Genomic DNA, 18,559 nt, shown 5'->3' on the forward strand with positions numbered 1-18,559 from the left:
GCCTCACCGGATGGGTACCTTCAATAGCCCGTTGAAGCCGTACATGTGGCGTACCGAATGATGCACGGCATGAAAACGCCAGAGAAACGAAACCCTGTGACTGGCGAAATGGGCAAGGGTTATCCCTAGGTCGAGAAGCACGATCGCGATGGCCGCATCAGCCCATAAGGGCAGCGTCGTTGGCCAGGCTGATTCCCAAGGGACAAGGCTTGCGATGAGCGGAAGAAGCAGCACCATAGCCACAAGAGACCCTTCGTTTACAAGGGCATGCAAAACGTCCCGCCCGCCATCCCCATGGCTCGAATTCCACTGATTTTCGAAAGGCGCGATATGCTCGGCGGCAAGTGAGGTCCCGATCGCAGCGATGACCAGAACTAACAGCCAGGCCGGCGAACTATCCGAGGACACGATCGCCGTAGCGCCCCCGACAAAACCAAAAAAATAGAGTGGGGCATAGAGATAACGAAAAACGACCACTGGAGCCTCCATCAAACGATGGATCCATTTACGCTCCCGTCGCCCACCGGTCTTGAACGTTTCGGTGGTGTTTTAACGCACGATGGTAATCGCGATTTTTGCAAGACCCAGTGATGGCGTCACGCCGAACCATTCGACCAAACGACGGGTAAAGTGCGCTTGATCGGAAAACCCACCCGCGGCCGCTGCGGCAGCGACACTATGAGATTGGTCGAAGCTCTCGATGGCACGCTGAACCTGTAACCATTGCAGGAGCTTGGTTGTCGGCACTCCAAAATCCCGAACCGCAATTTCCCGCATCCGCGTGGTCGAAACACCGACGGCTTTGGCCAATTCCGAAGGTGTCGCCCCGGGTTCGATCCGTTGCAGCGTAGAGCGGAGGCGCGGGTCGATTTGGCTCGAACCCTTCCGGTTCAAAAAGCCTTCCATCCATTTGCGTGCCTCGTTCCCAGATCCAACCAGAGCCAATGCATTCGCTTCAGCGGTCGAAAGCCGTTCCAGTCCAACACTCTTGTTGAGGTCACGGGTTCCCATGAAAAACGGATCGACATACAGATTTCGCAGGATGGCACCGGATGGCGTCAAGCGGTGAACCGTGGTGGCAGGGATGAGAACAGCTTCACCGGGCGACAAGCGAAGATCTCGGTCAGCGTTAATGCTGCAAGAGTCGACCAGCGAAAGACTGATCTGGTGTGCCAGATGACTGTGCGGACGGTTCTCTCCTGTTTGGGCGTCGAGAAGTGCCCAGCCAAATCCGAGCATCATGTTGCCCTCCCATGAGGCGTCGGTGCTTCTCAAAGAGCGATTTCGTCTTAGCTGCTGTGCAATCGGACGTTCCTTTCTGAGAGATCTCAACGCGTTCCCGGCTCTCCTCAAGTCTCTTTCAAAGACCGCTCACTGCGCCGGATATCCTCGAGAATGATCTTGCTGCCTGGCAGCGCCGGCATCCGGGAACGATCGATGCGCAGATCCTGCGCGGGAAGCCGATATTCCATTTCGCAAAGAAGCATTCGCAACGAGCGCTCCATCACTTCGAGCACGACTGTCTCACCGGGGCAGCGATGATTTTTCGAGACATCGCCGCCGCCCTGAGGGATTAATGCGAACGCGGAAAAGTCTTCCTTGCGAAAGCGATCCGGATTGACGATTTCCGGCTCGTTCCAGAGATGAGGATCAGTGTTGGTTGCGTGTAAGTCGAGCAGGAAACGTCGGCCGGCGGGAAAACGGACATTTCGCCAGCGAAAGTCCTTTCGGCTCCTGGCAGCGACCGCAGGGAAGAACGGATAGAACCGGCGCACTTCCTGCACGAAACGGCCTAACTCAGAGCGATCGGATGCAGGGGTCGGAGCCACATCGGGAAATGAATGGAGAGCATGCGCCAGGAGAGTGATATAGACAGACGTAGCGACGGTTGGGCGCAGAACGTTCAGCAGTTCGACGGCAGCGATCCTGGGACTTAGCAGCGCACCATCCTCATCCCGGTGCGCAGCAATCACAGCCAGCGCCGATTCAGCGGGTGGGACCAGACGGCGGTCACGCGCATCCTTGATGACGCGAGCAAGCCACGCTTCGGAACGGCTGCGAGCGCGCCGGGCCCGAAAATGGCCCAAGCCGAGCGCGGCCGCGCGGTCGAAGAGTAGAACAAGGTCGCGAGTTCGCTTGATGCGCTCTTCAGCCGGTAGTGGCACACCGGCCCAGTCGCACACTGCTTCGGCCAATATGGGATGCAGCGCTTCGTAGAAGATTACCTGCGATTCCCGGGTCCATGCCGGGAGCTGGGCCAACCACATTTTCTCGAATTTCTCTCCCAGAGCCTCGACACGCTCTTGCGTCAGCAACGACACGAACATTTCCTTGCGCCGCAGATGCCGCTCGCCATCCAGACCCTGGACTCCGCCCTTGCCAGTCAAAGTCGCCCGAACCGGTTCCGGCATCGCGCCGTCGCGCGACATTCGCGCTTTATCGTAGAACATCTCGGCCGCAGCTTCGCCGCGCAGGCACACAGTCCGCCGGAGCAACAGGCGGGTTTCGAACATATTGCCACCGGTTCGCGAGCAGACCGTGTTTACGAAGTCATAGGGCCGCCTCAGGAAATGGAGTGTGCTGTCGAAGGGCCCTCGCGGTATGAGTTCTTCGCTCTGTTTTATGGAACGTTTCATAGACCAATACCGTCCTCTCGATTTGGCATATCGGTGCCGAGCCAGGCACGGCAAAACCAACCGGCGCGCTTTTGATTATGCTCCCGCCGATAAGTCTCGCATTGCCCCTTATGCTGCGATCAATCCTGCGGCTGCGGTGTGACGCGCAGATAAGGTTTTACCGTCTCCCAGCCTTTGGGGAATTTCTCACGCGCTTCTTCATCGCTGAGCGAAGGCACGATGATGACGTCCTCGCCCTGCTGCCAGTTCACAGGTGTGGCCACGCTGTGGTCCGCCGTCAGTTGCAGCGAATCGATAATCCGCAAGATCTCTTCGAAATTTCGTCCCGTGCTCGCGGGATAAGTGAGCGTAAGTTTCACTTTCTTATCGGGACCGATGATGAACACCGAGCGGACGGTGAATGAATCATCAGCCTGCGGATGGATCATTCCATAGAGATCAGCGATTTCACGATCCGGGTCCGCGACCAGCGGAAAGTTGAGAGCATGACCCTGGGTTTCGGCAATGTCGCCCGCCCAAGCTCGATGATCTTCGAGCGGATCGACGCTGAGACCGATCACTTTGACGCCGCGTTTGTCGAATTCAGGCTTGAGGCGGGCAACCTCACCAAGTTCCGTCGTGCAAACAGGAGTGAAATCCGCAGGGTGCGAGAACAGCACCGCCCAGTCGTCACCCATCCATTCATGGAATTTGAGCGTGCCATCGGTTGTGTCGGCCTCGAAATCGGGTGCGGTGTCGCCAAGTTGAAGTGTCATTGAAAATCTCCTGTGGTGAGCGCTAAAGCAACGCAGCTACACGTACAGATGGGTGCTACAGTTGCTGTAGGTGCAACCGAGATCGCGACCAAGCGGCGTTCAGACGCGATAGACGGCATCGCCAGCGTGCTGGTGTGGCGACCTTCCGCGCTATGCGGAAGCGTTCGTCTTTTCTCATTGCGTCCGGTCTTAATCAGCTCGTATTCGCGCTGGTTTCAGGCTGGTCTTCGCCCACCAGGATCAAAAGCCCCAGTCCCGCTACGATCGCGACGTCGGCCAGATTGAATGATGGCCAATGAAAATTGTCCCAGTACAAATCGATAAAGTCCCTGACGGCGCCAAACATCAGCCTGTCTGCAACGTTGCCGAGCGCTCCGCCAATCGCCAAGCTCAAGCCGAGCGCATGGATGGGGGATCGGGTTCTCATCAGCCAAATCCCGAGCATGCCCGAAAGCAGAACGCCGATCGCGATAAGGATCACGGGGGCTGCTCCACCGGCCAGTCCGAAAGCCACGCCGCTATTGGCGATGGCGACTAGATTGAAGCCCGGGAACACTGCGATCACGTTACCCGAACCAACCAAAGAATGCGCCCAGGTTTTCGACAATTGGTCGAGGCCGAAGCTAACCAGAATCAAAACGGGCGCAAGCCGTTTCGCCGCGCTCAAGGTCATCGGACGCTGGATGGTGCATTCACGACCACCATCTTTTCTTCGCTCATATCGACCATCGTATAACCTATACCGCCTGTTCCGAGACCCGACTGACGACGTCCTGCGAACGGCATCCAGTCGACGCGAAATGCGGTATGATCGTTGACCATTACGGCTGACGCGGCCAGCGTTTCGACGCAGTAATCGGCCCAGGACATTCGGTCGGAAAACACAGCCGCCTGAAAGGCGTAGGGAAGCGCGTTCGCTTGGCCGATCGCAGCATCGACGTCGTCGTATCCGTAAATGCAGACCACAGGGCCAAACACTTCCTTGCGCGATACATCGGCGTCGCACGGCGGATCGACAAGGACCGTGGGCTGGTAAAGGGTGGAACCCATGCGCTTACCCCCTGCGGCGAGCCTGGCGCCGCCCTGAACGGCTGCATCGACCCAGGATGCGACGCGGTCGACTTCGGCAGGACGAATGAGCGGACCGCATTGGGTTTCCGCTTTGGTCGGATCGCCCACAGTCAGCGCTTCTGCTCCCTCAGCGAGCTCGGCAGCGAAGTCCGGCAGTTCGGCGCGCGGAACGAACACGCGCTGCACCGAGACGCAGACTTGTCCAGAATGATAAAAGCCGCCTTTCAGGAGAGGAGGAATTACCTTGCCGCTTGCGACGCCCTCATCGACGAGGACCGGAGCCGCGCCACCGTGTTCCAGTGCCAGGCGGGTGCCCGGCGCCAGTTTGGAGCGGAGCATCCAGCCAACTCTGGCCGAACCGATGAAGGAGAAAAATGCCGTCCGCGAATCGATGACCATTTGTTCGGCGACATCGTTCGAACATGGCACAAAGCGGCACCAGCGTTCATCGAGTCCGGCTTCATAAAGGATTTCGACGAAGCTCTTGCAGGAAAGGGGCGTGTCCTTGGCCGGTTTCACCAGAACAGGGCATCCGCTTGCGACTGCCGGTCCCACCTGATGGGCGATCAGGTTCAGAGGATGATTGAAAGCGGAGATCGCCACGACCGGCCCAATCGGCTCACGGAAGGTATAGGCTTTGCGTCCTGCCCCCGCCTGCGTCAGGTCCATCGGGATTTCGCGCCCGCCGCTGGCGAACAATTCGTGTATGCACAATTCGACGCTCTGAATGGCGCGACTGGTTTCCACGCGCGCGTCGACGATGGGTTTACCGCCCTCGAGCGCAATCTGCATTGCCAGTGTCTCCGCGCGCTCGCGCATCAGCCCGATGGCGCGCTGCAGGATGGCGATGCGTTCATGCGCGGGGAGCCGCGCTTGTCGGTCTTCGTGCAGCGCGCGCGCCTCGTCGAGCCAACGATCGACTTGCGGCCAGTCGACCAGCTCAACGCTGCCAATGCATTCCTGGTCGTAGGGATTGAGGACCTGCCACGTCATTGGGGACACTCCATCGCCTTGAGTTCATCGATCAGAACCTTGCGGTTCTCGGAGTAATCCACCGGCAAGTCGACAAGGTGAACGCCGCCGCTTTCAAACCCTTCATTCAAGGTCGGTACCAGTGCTTCGCTGCTTTCGATCCGGTGGCCCGTCGCACCATAACTCTTCGCATAGGTAACGAAGTCGGGGTTGGCGAAGCTCAGACCGTAATCGGGAAAGCCAAGTTCTTCCTGCTTCCACCGGATCATACCGTAAGCGGAATCATTGAGGATGAGTACGACGAGGTTGAGGCCGAGCCTGACCGCGGTTTCCACCTCCTGCGAATTCATCATGAACCCGCCATCGCCGCATACGGCGAGCACGCGGCGCTCGGGCGACAGCATCGCTGCCATCATCGCCGAGGGGAGACCCGCTCCCATCGTCGCCAGCGCGTTGTCGAGCAGAATCGTGTTCGGCTCATGCGCGATATAGTTGCGGGCGAACCAGATCTTGTAGATGCCGTTGTCGAGTGCGACGATGTCGTCGCGGCCCATGACCGCCCGTACATCTGCAACGATGCGCTGGGGCACCATCGGAAAGCGGCCATCGTCGCTGCCTTGGCGGATGTGCGCCGCGATGTCCTCATGGACTTTGGCGTAGGCTGCCGGGTCACTAGGGTGTTTGCCGCGCAGCCGGTTTCCTAGTCGCTCGACAGATCCGGCAATATCGCCAATGACTTCCAGCTGCGGAAAATAGACCTGGTCGACCTCTGCGGCCTTGTAATTTATATGGATAACGGTGCGTCCGTCAGGCTCCATGTAAAAGGGCGGTTTCTCGACCACGTCATGGCCGATATTGACGATCAGGTCTGCGCGATCGATGGCACAATGAACATAGTCATCCGACGATAGAGCCGCCGTTCCCAGATACAGGGGGCTTGCCTCATCGAGCACTCCCTTGCCCATCTGCGTATTAAAAAACGGAAATTGGGTATCGTCGACGAACTTTCGGAGCGCCTTGCAGGCGCTACGTCGGTTGGCCCCGGCACCAACCAAAAGCAGCGGGCGATCGGCGGCGAGAATTCGCTCGGCAGCTTCGTCTAGCGCGGCATCTCCGGCCACCGCATATTGGCGGGGGTGGGGCGCAACGACCGGTTCGGAGGTTTCTTCCTCGGCAATATCTTCAGGCAGTTCCAGCAGAACTGCACCGGGTCGCTCTTCCTGAGCTCTCCTGAAACCTTCGCGCACGAGCGAAGGAATGCGCTCCCCATTCACGATCTGCTTCGCCATCTTGCACAAGGGAGTGAAAAGCGAGACAACATCGACGATCTGGAACTGCGCCTGCTTCGAGACCTTGATGGGTTTTTGGCCGGTTATCATGACCAGAGGGAAAGCGCCCAGAGCGGCATAAGCTGCGGGCGTCGTGAGGTTTGTCGCCCCTGGTCCCAGCGTGGCAAGGCATACGCCGGCTTTACCGGTAAGACGTCCATAGGTTGCCGCCATGAACCCTGCCCCTTGCTCGTGCCGGGTAACGATCAGACGGATCGACGAGGTCCGCAGTGACTCCAGAAGATCGAGGTTTTCTTCGCCCGGAACCGCGAAGATATACTCGACGCCTTCGGCTTCCAACGCGGCGACAAGAAGATCGGATGCTTTCATGGAATGGTTCTCGCATTGGTGAGGGCCTGGAGGCTGTCGGTGGCAGGTCTTCTGCTCGGCTACTGATTCAGGCTGTGACGGTGAATTGCCCCATCATGCCGGCATCTTCGTGCTCGAGGATGTGGCAGTGGTACATGTAAGGCAAATCCGGGTCGGTGTAGTCCTCGAACCGCAAAAGGAGCCGCACGGTCTCGCCCGGATAGACGACGACCGTGTCCTTTAACCCCTGTTCCGCCGCCTCAGGTGCCCGGCCGTTCCGGTCGAGGATACGGAACTGCACATCATGAATGTGGAACGGATGCGCCATCATCGAGGCATTCTCGACCTGCCAGATTTCGGTGGTATTGACCCGCACTGTCTCGTCGATACGCTGCATGTCCATCGATTTGCCGTTGATGGTAAAACCGCCTCCACGCATCATGCGCATTCCCATGCCCATATCGAGAACGAAACGGCGCGTCCGGACCGCGTCGCCTGGATCGATCTGAGGCAAGGTAGCGAGCTGGCGCGGCATAGCGATCGCCCGCCTGCGGCTTGCGGCCGGCCGGATGTCCAGCACGGTAAAGCGACGCCTTTCATCCATCATACCGCCCATCATCCCATCGCGACGCTCCCGTTCGCCCATCATCCAATTGTCCACCGGCCGGTCGGAATCGCGCGTGGGTCCGGGCCCTCTCATTCCCCGGCCCCTATTTCCCATGCCCATGATTTCGAGCCCGTCCGCAAGCAGCGAAACCGGCCTTCCGTCGCTGACATCGACGATTACCTGCGCGCGTTCGCCCGGGGCGAGAACAACATTGTCGGTTGGCAGCGGCGCGGCGAGCAAACCGCCGTCGGTTCCGATCTGATGGAAGCTGCGGCCATCGTCGAACCCGAAACGGTAAAAGCGTGCGTTCGAGCCATTGACCAGACGCAGCCGAAGGCGATCAGACTTTGCTTCAAAGACGGGTTCGACGATGCCATTGACCAGCATTGTATCACCCATCATCCCCATCATGACATTATGCATGCGTGTGGAGTAAATGAGGCTTCCATCGCGCGCGAAAGCGCGATCCTGTACGACCAGCGGTATATCATCGACGCCGTAATCGTTCGGAAGGTCGAGCGCTTCGCTCGCGCTGTCGCGAACGTAGATCATTCCGGCCAGACCCTGATAGACCTGTGGCCCCGAGCGGCGGTGCGCATGCGAATGATACCAGAACATCGATGCGCGCTGGCGGACATCGAAACGCGCGGTCCAGCTGCCTCCTGGCTCGATCGGTTGATGCGGTCCGCCATCGGCGCGCGCAGGCAGATGAAAGCCGTGCCAGTGGACGGTCGCCGTTTCGGATAGATCGCTCGTGACATTCATCCGCACCGTATCGCCCGCGTTCAGTTCAAGCGTGGGGCCGAGATAGGGCTGGTTGATGCCGATGGTTGGCGTTTCGATCCCGTCAAAAAATTGCGAGACGCCGTGGCGCAGATTGAGATCGAAAACCCTCTCGCCGCCTTCTCGTTCGCCTGAATAAAGAGGAGGAATGAGAAGTTGCGAGCGTGCCGTTCCCGAAGCAAGCGTTGCTTTCTTGCCTATCAATAGGTCGCGCCCGGCATATGCGGCTATCCCCAATGCACCTGCGCCAAGCATCGCACCGCCAAGAATGGAACGTCTGTCGATCATATCGCTTTCCTGCGACCGGAGCGCCGCTAGCCGGATTCGGCTTGCGGCGTCCGCACTTGCAGGCCTTTCGTTCTGTTGCGCCAATAACCCAGCGTGATCAGGGCGAGTGTGAGGATTTGCGCTGCCACCGGCTCGAGTGCTGGTGCAATGCCCAGAATCGGAACGCGGGGCAGGTCCGGAAGCGGGGTGATGCCCAGCAGACCGGCTTCCTGGAGGCCCGAAATGCCCTTCCCGGCCAGAACGACGGCAAGAATGCCGATCAGGATCGAGCTGTACGCGAAGAAGGTTCCGATCGGCAGTCGGCGGCTGTAGCGCAGCATCGCCCAGGCGATTAGTCCGAGCAACACGACTGCGGAGGCGGCGCCGCCGAGAATTGCGTCGGCATGCCCCTGAGTCCAGAGCGCCGCGAAGAAGAGAATCGTTTCAAAGACCTCCCGATAAACCACCAGAAACGCCAGCCCGAACAGAAACCATGCGGACCTGCGCGAGAGAGCGTGCTGCATGGTTTTCTGGATATAGCGTTGCCATTCGCCGGCCTGCGACTTGCCGTGCATCCAAATACCGACCGACAGCAGGACGAGCGCGGCAAAAAGCGATCCGAACCCCTCTACGAGTTCACGGCCTGCTCCACTTATGCCGATCAGGTAAGTCGCTGCCACCCAAGTCAGGCCACCGGCGACAAGGGCCGACAGCCATCCGCCATGGACGAAGGGCAGAACTTCCGTTCTCTCGGCCTTGCGCAGGAACGCGATCATCGCGATCACGATCAGCAATGCCTCGAGCCCTTCGCGCAACAGGATCGCAAAGGCTCCTGCGAATGCCGACGCCTCACTGGCATTGTCCGGGGCGAGGACCGTCTCGGCGCGGTAGAAAAGAACGTCGAGCGCATTCACCCTTTGGGCGACGGCGGCCAGCGGATCCCCGCGACCTATTGCCGCTCGAAGCTCCGCCATGCCGGTTTCGACAGATGCGAGCAGGTCTGCATCGCGCGTGCTTAAAACGGCTTCCAATGGTTCGAAGCCATCCAGATAGGCCGAGAGTGCGAGTTCGCGCGCTTCGGCCTCATTACCCGCTTCGTAAGCGGCAAGACTTTGCTGCAAGCGTTTGCGTGCCAAAGCGAGTGAGCCGGTCGTATCGCTCGCCATGGCTTCGGGATGAGCCCGCAAATAGGCCATAACGGCATCGGCACGCTCGGTGCTGATCGCCTCGCCAAGGGTTGCCGGCGTAAGGCCGGATAGAGCGGCGAGGTCAGGAATACGCGCCCGGATTTCCGGATCGTCGTTCCAGATCCGTCTGCCGCGCTCCACATCCTCAAATGCGATCGACCCTGAATAGTAGGCCAGGCTCCAGCGATCTTCCGCCCCGAGATCGGAAAAGCCCGGCATGGCCGTTCCCTCCAGACCCTGTCCAATGACCTGGTAGAGCGCGAAAGCGCTTCGCTCGCGGGCACGGACGACGTCGTCGAACGCGATTGGCGGGGGATCGAGTCCCTCTGCCGCGGGGCCGTCGCCTCCTCCGCTCACGCCATGACAGCTTGCGCAGTTCTGGGCGTACAGCGCGGCACCTCGCGCGAGGTCGGGTGCCGCCTCGGGAGCAAGCGGAACGGGAAACGCCGCGATCAGCTCGCTTGCCAATCTGCGCGCGTCTCGTGCGACGACAGCAGGCTCCACCTTCGTCGAGATTGACTCGACGAGAGCCTCTGCCTCCGCAACCAGCTGGGCACGGTGCGCGTTTGCGGGCAGGGCAGCCATGCGTTCGGCTACCGAGGCAGAAAATTCCTGCATTTCGGCATACTCCAGCTCGTTCGTGACTTCACCGCCGCTAACGGCTTCGGTGTAATCCACGGCGATGTAATCGAGCAGGCGCCAGGTCGTCTGAACCGCGTCATGCGTGCCTGCAGAAGCGGGCATTGCGACTGCGATCGACAGGAAAGCGATCAATTGGACCGCAAAAGCACGTAGCGTCATTTGGAGGCGGCCTTTCCGAGAGCCGAAACATGCTGCGCGCGAAGTTCCTCGGTGGCACGCCGGACAATAAGATAGGCCGAATGCAGGAAGATCAGTGCGATCACCGCTGCGACCAGCAGATCGGGCCAGGCTTGCCCGGTCCAGGCGACCAGGGCAGCAGCGATGATCACTCCGACATTGGCGATCGCGTCATTGCGGCTGAACAGCCAGATCGCGGATACATGTGCGTCGCCTTCGCGAAACCGCATCAGCACAAGCGCCGCCGCGATGTTGACTATCAAGGCTGCGACGGCGATCCCGCCCATCAAGCCGGCTTCCGGCGCGACCGCGTTAAGCGATCGCCAGACCGCCAGACCGATCACTCCGAGGCCTAGTACGCCCAGAAACAGCCCCTGTGCCAGCGCGACCCGGGCGCGCGTGCGGGCAGTCCACGCAAGAGCAAGGATGCCGATGAGCGTGATCGATCCATCGCCGATGAAGTCGAGAGCGTCGGCCTTGAGCGCTTGGCTGTCCGCCAGAAACCCGCCGAAGGCCTCGAAAACGCCAAAGCCCAGATTGAGCAATACGACGATCCAAAGGGCGCGGCGATAGGCGGGGTCTGCGCCTGCTCTTTGCGTATCGCCTGTGCAGCCGCAATCCGATGTTTCGTTATTCGACATGAGGCATTAGGTAACACCTCTAGCAACTGTAGGAGCAAGCCAAAATTGCGAATGGTTCGCGGTTTCGGAGCTGGAGGAGTGAGTTCATGCTTATCGGAGGTCTTTCGAAGGCGACGGGCACCAAGGTCAATACGATAAGGTTTTATGAGGATATCGGACTGATGCCCGAAGCCGCGCGTACGGCAGCGGGGCAGCGAACCTACAAAGAGCAGGACGTCGAGCGCCTTTCCTTTATTCGGCATGCTCGAAAATTGGGGTTTTCGATCGATGAAACACGCTCGCTTTTAAGCGTGAAGGCGAGACCGGATCAGAGCTGTGACGAGGCGGGTGACATCGCTTTGCGGCACCTTCGAGCCGTGGACGAGCGCATCAGTCGGCTACAAGCGCTTCGTTCCGAACTGAGAAGTGTGGTCGCGGCCTGCACGGGCGGCGAGGTTTCCGAATGCAAAATCATCGAAACGCTTTCTCGAAACCCAGCCGCCTCTTCCGCGGGTCGCTGACGCGAAAGCTATAATGGGACTATGGACACCGAACCCAGACAGCAAAAAAAGTGCTTGCACCTCCAGTCGCTGGAAGCGTTATCATCGTGATAATCCAGATTCTGATGTCGTGATCTAGGATTGGATGGCTGATTATGACGGAACTTGGGTAATTTGAATATTAATCAGCTTTCGCCTTATAAGAACGCTGCATTCATTCCATGGAATTTGGTCGAAAAAGAAACTACTCGAACAATATTCATTGTCCGGACGCTTCGTGACAATATCACATTACAGCAACCGAGAAGATTTTTGTTTCAACTTTCGTTTCACCTTGTTAGGGGCCACAGGATGTTCGATCTGAACGCCTTGATTCCCGTCAGGATTGTCGCCGCCCTTTTGGCGGTCGCAGCGCTGATGGCGTCTCCGGCGGTCGAAGCAGCGCAATGTGCGGACGAGCTGTCAGAAATAGCCTATTCGGTCCAGATGTTCGACATTGATGCGGACGAGAGCCCGCAAAACGAAAGCCCGGAGCAGCAGGAATGCGCCCACGGGCATTGCCATCACGTCGCCGCAGCACTGAAATCGAAGCTTTTAAACGACATGCCCGACCGGCTTAACATCACGGTTGGGTCGCATATGGCCGAAGAATTATTCGGCGATGCGAGCAATTTACCCAAACGCCCTCCTCGCGCCTGACGACCGTCACTGCGCTGCTTGACGCAGCGCATTTCGATTTGTCAGCAGAGAGAGTTTTGAAAAATGCCAGCCATCAAATGGCGAGGGGCCCTGATAGCAGGGCTAACCCTCGCCGCAATTGTCACGCCTGTGGCAGCGCAGGAGCGGGAGCTTCTGACGCTCGACGAGGCGTTGGGCCGGACAGGCGTGGTTGCCGAACCCGCTAACACCGAGTTAAACCCGCGCATCGTCGGCCCTCGAGCGGAAGCCGAGGCGGCGCAGGCTCTTGTCGGACAGGCGCGGTTGCGGCCCAACCCTGAAATATCGCTCGAGGTCGAGAACATCGCCGGGAGTGGGGCCTTCTCCGGGCTAAGCGCCACCGAATATACGCTTGCTGTCGGACAGCGGCTCGAACTTGGAGGTAAACGCGGCACACGCGTCGAGGCTGCCCGGGCGCAGGCACAGCTGGCGGATCTGCGGGCTGACCTTGCGGGGGCCGAACTCGGATTTCTTGTCCGTGAACGCTACGTAGCAGCGGCTGCAGCAGCCTCGCGCGTCGAACTGGCCCTCGATGTGGTTGAGCGAAACGAAGAGCTCGCCCGCATTGCCGGTCTCCTCGTAGAAGTCGGGCGCGAGCCCCCGCTCCGTGCTCTTCGGGCCGAAGCGGCCTTGGCGGAAGCGCAAGCCGAACTTCAGGCCGCCGAAGCGACAAGTCTTGCAGCCCGAACGGCCCTCGCCTCGCTATGGGGCGATCAGGGGGCGCCGCCGCTTGTTCCGAGCAGGTTCCCCGGGATCGAACCGCCCGGTGCTGTAATGGCGACAGCAAGCGGTCTGCAATTGCGAGTGGCGCGTGCGGAAAGCACCGCCGCCGCCGCCGAGATCGATCGTGAGCGCAGCCTGCGCATTCCCGATCCCGTCGTTTCCGCCGGTGTTCGACGCTTCGAGGAAAGCAATGACAGTGCCTTTCTTCTCGGTGTCTCGATCCCGCTTCCCTTCTTGAATCGTAATCAGGGCAATATCGCTGCAGCCGAAGCAAGGCTGCGCGCCGCCAATGCTCGCGAGGCTGTAGCGTTGGCCGATTTCGAGCAAGCCGTGACGCGCGCACGATCGCAATATCTTGCTGCCGAAGCGCGCGTCGAGACGCTTTCCACGACATCACTCCCCCAGGCCGAGGAGGCTCTTCGGCTCGTCCGCATCGGTTATCGCAATGGCCGTTTTCCGTTGATCGAAGTGTTGAGCGCAGCCGAAGCGCGCGATGCCATTCGCGAGGCGTTGATTGCTGCGCAAGAAGACCGGGGACAAGCTGCCGCCGAACTGATCAGGCTGGCCGCACAATGAGGAATACCAAAATGAACCGCAAAAGACTGGCGATCATCGCCGGAATTGTCATACTTGTTTCGGCCTTGATGCTGATGTTCTGGCCTGACAGCCAGGTCGACACCCACGCGGACGAAGAGGTCGCAGAGACAGAACTGCCCGAGGGGCTCGTGCTAATCGAGCAAGAGCAGATCCGCACCGCCGAGATCGAGGTCGCAGCGGTGCAAACGGGTGCCGCTGTCGAACTCGTATTTCCTGCAACGGTTGCGGCAAGTCCGACCGCCAGCGCACGCATCGATGCACGGGCTTCCGGTGTCGTGCGCAGCGTTGGCAAGACGCTTGGCGATTATGTCCGGCAGGGCGAGACCGTCGCTCGGATCGAAAGCGCCGATGCGGCTGCACTCGCTTCCCAGCTTAGTGCCGCCCGCGCCCGCGTAACCGAGCTTTCGGCGGCCTATGAACGGGAGCGCCGGCTATTCGAAGCCAACGTGACCGCACGCCAGGATCTCGAAGCGGCGCGCGCCAATCTTGACGTTGCCCGTTCCGAACTGAACCGGTCGCAGGCGGCCGTCGCCGCGGCAGGCGTGAGCGGCGATGGACGCTCGCTCGCTGTCACCAGTCCGCTTTCGGGCCGTGTGACCGCCGCTCCAATCGTGCTCGGCTCGTTCGTCGACGCCGGGGAGGAGCTTTACAGCGTGGTCAATCCCAGCGGCTTGCAGATCGAGGTTGCGCTGCCTTCCGAAGATGCTTCACGCATCCAGCCTGGCGACGAGGCTGCGTTGATCCTCGGCGATGGAAGGGAGATCGGCGCTCGCGTCCGGTCGGTAACGCCTTCGCTCGATGCCGAGAGCCGTAGCGCGACAGCGGTTCTTACCTTGACGCGCGCCGTTCCCGGTCTGCAGCCCGGATCGTTCCTTCAGGCGCGTATTCGCCCCTCGGGCGAATTGGACCAGAGCCGTATCGCGGTACCCGAAGATGCTGTGCAGGTGCTCGAAGGACGCGATGTTGTCTTCGTGCGGACACGACGCGGATTTCAGGCTCGGGAGGTCGAGATCGGCAGCCGGTCTGCCGGAATGGTGACGATCCTCTCCGGGCTCGAGCCCGGTCAGCGGATCGCGACTGCCAATGCCTTCCTGTTGAAGTCCGAGCTCGAAAAGGAGGGCGCAGAACATGGCCATTGATCAAACCACGGCATCTTCTCCCATGTCTTCGGACGAAGGTAGCCACCGTCACGGCCCGATCGGAGTCATCCTCGATGTCGCCGTTCGTTTCCGCTGGGCGATCATCGTCCTGACCGTGTTCGCAGCGATCTACGGAGCGTTCAATCTGGTGCGCCTGCCGATCGACGCGGTTCCCGACATCACCAACACGCAGGTCCAGATCAACACCAGCGCTGCCGCGCTCTCACCTTCGCAGGTCGAGACGCAGGTGACCTTCCCCATCGAAACCGGACTTGCCGGGATCGAAGGCCTGGAGATGACACGATCGATTTCGCGCAACGGCTTCAGCCAGGTCACCGCGATTTTCGAGGAGGGCACCGACCTCTACTTCGCCCGGCAGCAGGTGAACGAACGGCTCGCGCCGATTGGCGCTTCATTGCCCGAAGGAGCGGAGCCTACCATGGGGCCGATCTCCACCGGCCTTGGCGAAGTGCTGATGTATACGATCGAGTATGAGCATCCCGGTGGCAAGGGTGCGACCACTGGTGGCCGCACAGGCTGGCAGTCCGATGGCAGCTTCATCACCGAACGCGGCGACCGCCTCGAGAGTGAGGTGGCTAAGGCGGCCTATCTGCGCACTGTGCAGGATTGGGTGGTCGCGCCGTTGATGCGCTCGATCGACGGCGTGGCCGGCGTGGATTCGATTGGCGGGTTCGAAAAGCAATTCCTTGTTCAGCCCGATCCGGCACGTCTCACCGGCTATGGCCTGTCATTCGACTCACTCATCGATGCTCTAGAAGCCGCCAATCTGGCGGCAGGCGCCAATTTCGTCGATCGTGCCGACGAAGCCCTGCTTGTCCGCGTGGACGCGAGGCTGGGCAGCATTGCCGACATCGAAGAAGCCGTCATTGCGACCCGCGAGGGCGTGCCCATCCGCATCGGCGATGTGGCCGATGTGGAGATCGGCGGCGACCTGCGAACCGGTGCTGCTTCACTGAACGGTGAAGAGGCGGTGGTGGGAACCGTGTTGATGCGCGCGGGCGAGAACAGCCGGACCGTTGCGGCTGGTGCTGCCGAGAGACTTGAAGAGGTCCGCGCATCGCTTCCGGACGGAGTTGTCGCTGAGATTGTCTACAATCGTTCCTCACTAGTCGATGCGACGATCTCCACCGTCGAAAAGAACCTGCTCGAAGGCGCATTGCTCGTGATCGCCGTCCTGTTCCTCTTGCTCGGCAATATCCGCGCCGCCATAATCACCGCACTGGTCATTCCCGTTTCGATGCTGATGGCAGCGGTGGGGATGAACCGGCTTGGTGTCTCAGGTAATCTGATGAGCCTGGGCGCGCTCGACTTCGGGCTGATCGTCGATGGTGCGGTCATCATTGTCGAGAACAGCGTCGCCCGGCTTGCGGCCCGGCAACATCGCGAAGGACGCTTGCTTACCTTGGGTGAGCGGCTGACCGAAACGCGTCTCGCAGCGCAGGAAATGATCAAACCGACCGTCTACGGTCAGGCGATTATCTTCCTCGTCTTCGCGCCGCTGCTGACCTTTACCGGGGTCGAGGGCAAGACGTTCTCGCCCATGGCGATCACGATGATGCTCGCGCTGGCTTCGGCCTTCGTTCTTTCATTGACCTTCGTGCCAGCGATGATTGCGGTCCTGCTCAACAAGAAGCTGACCGAAAAGGAGGTGAAGCCCATTCGCTGGGCCAAAGAGCGCTACGGTCCCGCCGTGCGCAAGGTCATTGCGCGGCCCTGGCCGATGATTGGTGCCGGGGTTGGTCTCTTCACAGTAGCGGTTTTTGTGTTCGGCTTTCTGGGCAGCGAGTTCACCCCGCAGCTCGATGAACGCGACATCGCGGTGCAATCCTTGCGCATCCCCTCGACATCGCTCGAACGCTCGCTGGCGATGCAGCGGCGGGTCGAAGACCGGCTCGAAGAGTTTCCCCAAGTTGATCTTGTGTTCTCACGGACGGGCACGGCCGAAGTCGCCAGCGATCCAATGCCCCCCAATGCTTCGGACGCTTATGTCATCCTGAAGCCTCGCGACGAATGGCCCGATCCCGATTTGCCGAAAGATGAGCTTGTTGGTGAAATGGAAAGCGCGCTCGGAGGCCTCATCGGCAATCTCTACGAGTTCAGCCAGCCTATCGAGCTGCGCTTCAACGAGCTGATCGCCGGTGTGCGCGGCGATGTCGCGGTCAAGCTCTACGGCGATGACCTCACTGCGCTCACCGAAGCTGCGGGCGAGGTCGCGGGCGTGCTTGGAGGTGTCGAAGGCGCCGCGGACGTGAAGGTGCAGCAGGTGACCGGCTTTCCTACGCTGGACATCGCCTTCGATCGCCCGACCATCGCGCGCTATGGTCTGACCGTCGAGGAAGTGGCACAGTCGGTTGCTATCGCGCTCGGCGGGCGGCCAGCAGGACTGGTGTTCGAGGGCGATCGCCGTTTCGATGTTGTCGTGCGCCTCGAGGATGCTACGCGCGACGATTTCGACCAGCTCGGCGCGCTCCCGATCGTGCTTGAAAACGGGGTCACCGTTCCTTTGCGGACATTGGCCGATTTTCAGGTCGTCGATGGCCTTGCCGAGGTTCGGCGAGAGCAGGGCCGAAGGCTTGTGATCGTCTCGGCCAACGTACGCGAGCGCGATCTCGGCTCCTTTGTTGAGGAAGCGCAGGAAAGGGTTTCGACCGGCGTCGATATGCCGCCGGCCTCCTTCATCGAATGGGGCGGACAGTATCAGAACCTGCAGGAAGCGCAGGCGCGGCTCACCATCGTCGTCCCGATTGCCTTCGCTCTGGTTCTCCTCTTGCTGTTCATGGCTTTGGGTGGATGGGTTCCAGCGCTTGCCGTGTTCAGTGCCATTCCCATGGCCTTGGCTGGCGGGGTGTTCGCTCTGGCGCTGCGAGGCTTGCCATTCTCGGTGTCGGCAGCGGTCGGCTTTATCGCGCTTTCCGGCGTGGCGGTGCTCAACGGTCTCGTCATGATGACCGCGATCCGGCAGCGACTCGACAGCGGGATGTCACTGGATGAGGCGATTGCCGATGGCGCGCTGGCGCGACTGCGACCGGTGCTCATGACCGCGTTGGTGGCGTCGCTGGGTTTTGTGCCGATGGCGATTGCCACAGGAACAGGTGCTGAGGTGCAACGTCCCTTGGCTACGGTGGTTATCGGCGGGCTGATCACAGCCACTGCGCTCACGCTGTTCGTTTTGCCAGCGATCGCTCGCCTGGTACTCGATGATGGCAAGGAGAAGCGAAGCTGGCGCCAAAGATGGTGGGACCGCCTGCGTCGCAACGTCACGCCTGAGGAACGTAAAGAACTTCGGGATGTTACTTGAAGGGGAGGGCTAATTGAAGTTAGCTAGGTCAATTTGTCTGCCTCAGATCGCTTCGGGACTGACAAGTCTCGAAGCGATCCGGTATCGGACTCAATTGCGGGCGCGCGGAGCCTCGGCAGAACGCCCGGCTGCGATACGGGCACGGCGTGGGTGTTTTTCGCCGATGGCTTCTATGCAGAGGTGCAACCTTCGGACGGTGATCTGTCCGCT

The 18,559-nt window shown here is 60.2% G+C and carries 15 protein-coding genes; 5 read left to right on the forward strand and 10 right to left on the reverse strand.

Features of this window, described 5'->3' with window-relative positions:
* Nucleotides 1-3: 3 nt before the first annotated feature.
* The 10 genes from GRI69_RS14750 to GRI69_RS14795 form a co-directional block, all read right to left on the reverse strand.
* On the reverse strand, nt 4-477 hold the full coding sequence (locus GRI69_RS14750; protein ID WP_160728993.1) for a sterol desaturase family protein: 474 nt from the start codon (nt 475-477) through the stop codon (nt 4-6).
* A gap of 72 nt (nt 478-549) precedes the next feature.
* Nucleotides 550-1,242: an AraC family transcriptional regulator gene (locus tag GRI69_RS14755; protein ID WP_160728994.1), complete on the reverse strand. Its 693-nt coding sequence runs from the start codon at nt 1,240-1,242 to the stop codon at nt 550-552.
* Between the two features lie 107 nt (nt 1,243-1,349).
* Nucleotides 1,350-2,636, reverse strand: coding sequence for a cytochrome P450 (locus tag GRI69_RS14760; RefSeq protein ID WP_082837348.1), 1,287 nt, complete (start codon nt 2,634-2,636; stop codon nt 1,350-1,352).
* A gap of 119 nt (nt 2,637-2,755) precedes the next feature.
* Nucleotides 2,756-3,391, reverse strand: a complete 636-nt coding sequence (locus tag GRI69_RS14765) for a peroxiredoxin (RefSeq protein WP_063506149.1) — start codon at nt 3,389-3,391, stop codon at nt 2,756-2,758.
* 193 nt (nt 3,392-3,584) lie between these two features.
* Complete coding sequence (gene lspA / locus GRI69_RS14770) at nt 3,585-4,028, reverse strand: signal peptidase II (protein ID WP_160728995.1); 444 nt, start codon at nt 4,026-4,028, stop codon at nt 3,585-3,587.
* Nucleotides 4,029-4,060: 32 nt separating this feature from the next.
* Nucleotides 4,061-5,455, reverse strand: coding sequence for an aldehyde dehydrogenase family protein (locus GRI69_RS14775; protein WP_160728996.1), 1,395 nt, complete (start codon nt 5,453-5,455; stop codon nt 4,061-4,063).
* Entirely contained in the window at nt 5,452-7,092 is a 1,641-nt protein-coding gene (locus tag GRI69_RS14780) for an acetolactate synthase large subunit (protein ID WP_067505934.1), read from the reverse strand. The genes GRI69_RS14775 and GRI69_RS14780 overlap by 4 nt, the downstream gene beginning before the upstream one ends.
* Nucleotides 7,093-7,159: 67 nt before the next feature.
* Entirely contained in the window at nt 7,160-8,749 is a 1,590-nt protein-coding gene (locus tag GRI69_RS14785; protein ID WP_237453149.1) for a multicopper oxidase family protein, read from the reverse strand.
* Nucleotides 8,750-8,775: 26 nt separating this feature from the next.
* On the reverse strand, nt 8,776-10,716 hold the full coding sequence (locus GRI69_RS14790) for a cytochrome c/FTR1 family iron permease (RefSeq protein ID WP_063506154.1): 1,941 nt from the start codon (nt 10,714-10,716) through the stop codon (nt 8,776-8,778).
* Nucleotides 10,713-11,375, reverse strand: a complete 663-nt coding sequence (locus GRI69_RS14795; protein ID WP_063506155.1) for a cation efflux transmembrane domain-containing protein — start codon at nt 11,373-11,375, stop codon at nt 10,713-10,715. The genes GRI69_RS14790 and GRI69_RS14795 overlap by 4 nt, the downstream gene beginning before the upstream one ends.
* A gap of 86 nt (nt 11,376-11,461) precedes the next feature.
* Between GRI69_RS14795 and GRI69_RS14800 the strand changes: the two genes are divergently transcribed.
* The 5 genes from GRI69_RS14800 to GRI69_RS14820 all read left to right on the forward strand — a co-directional run bounded on the left by GRI69_RS14800 (nt 11,462) and on the right by GRI69_RS14820 (nt 18,349).
* Nucleotides 11,462-11,875: a MerR family transcriptional regulator gene (locus GRI69_RS14800; protein WP_050600446.1), complete on the forward strand. Its 414-nt coding sequence runs from the start codon at nt 11,462-11,464 to the stop codon at nt 11,873-11,875.
* Between the two features lie 330 nt (nt 11,876-12,205).
* Nucleotides 12,206-12,553 carry a hypothetical protein gene (locus tag GRI69_RS14805; RefSeq protein ID WP_050600445.1) on the forward strand — a complete coding sequence of 116 codons (348 nt, stop codon included), beginning with the start codon at nt 12,206-12,208 and terminating at the stop codon, nt 12,551-12,553.
* Nucleotides 12,554-12,616: 63 nt separating this feature from the next.
* Nucleotides 12,617-13,870, forward strand: a complete 1,254-nt coding sequence (locus GRI69_RS14810) for a TolC family protein (protein WP_050600444.1) — start codon at nt 12,617-12,619, stop codon at nt 13,868-13,870.
* An 11-nt stretch (nt 13,871-13,881) separates the two neighbouring features.
* Nucleotides 13,882-15,030, forward strand: a complete 1,149-nt coding sequence (locus GRI69_RS14815; RefSeq protein ID WP_050600443.1) for an efflux RND transporter periplasmic adaptor subunit — start codon at nt 13,882-13,884, stop codon at nt 15,028-15,030.
* Between the two features lie 22 nt (nt 15,031-15,052).
* On the forward strand, nt 15,053-18,349 hold the full coding sequence (locus GRI69_RS14820) for an efflux RND transporter permease subunit (RefSeq protein ID WP_050600442.1): 3,297 nt from the start codon (nt 15,053-15,055) through the stop codon (nt 18,347-18,349).
* Nucleotides 18,350-18,559: the final 210 nt, after the last annotated feature.

This window comes from Qipengyuania vulgaris (genome assembly GCF_009827325.1).
In the GTDB taxonomy this organism is placed as follows: Bacteria; Pseudomonadota; Alphaproteobacteria; order Sphingomonadales; family Sphingomonadaceae; genus Qipengyuania; species Qipengyuania vulgaris.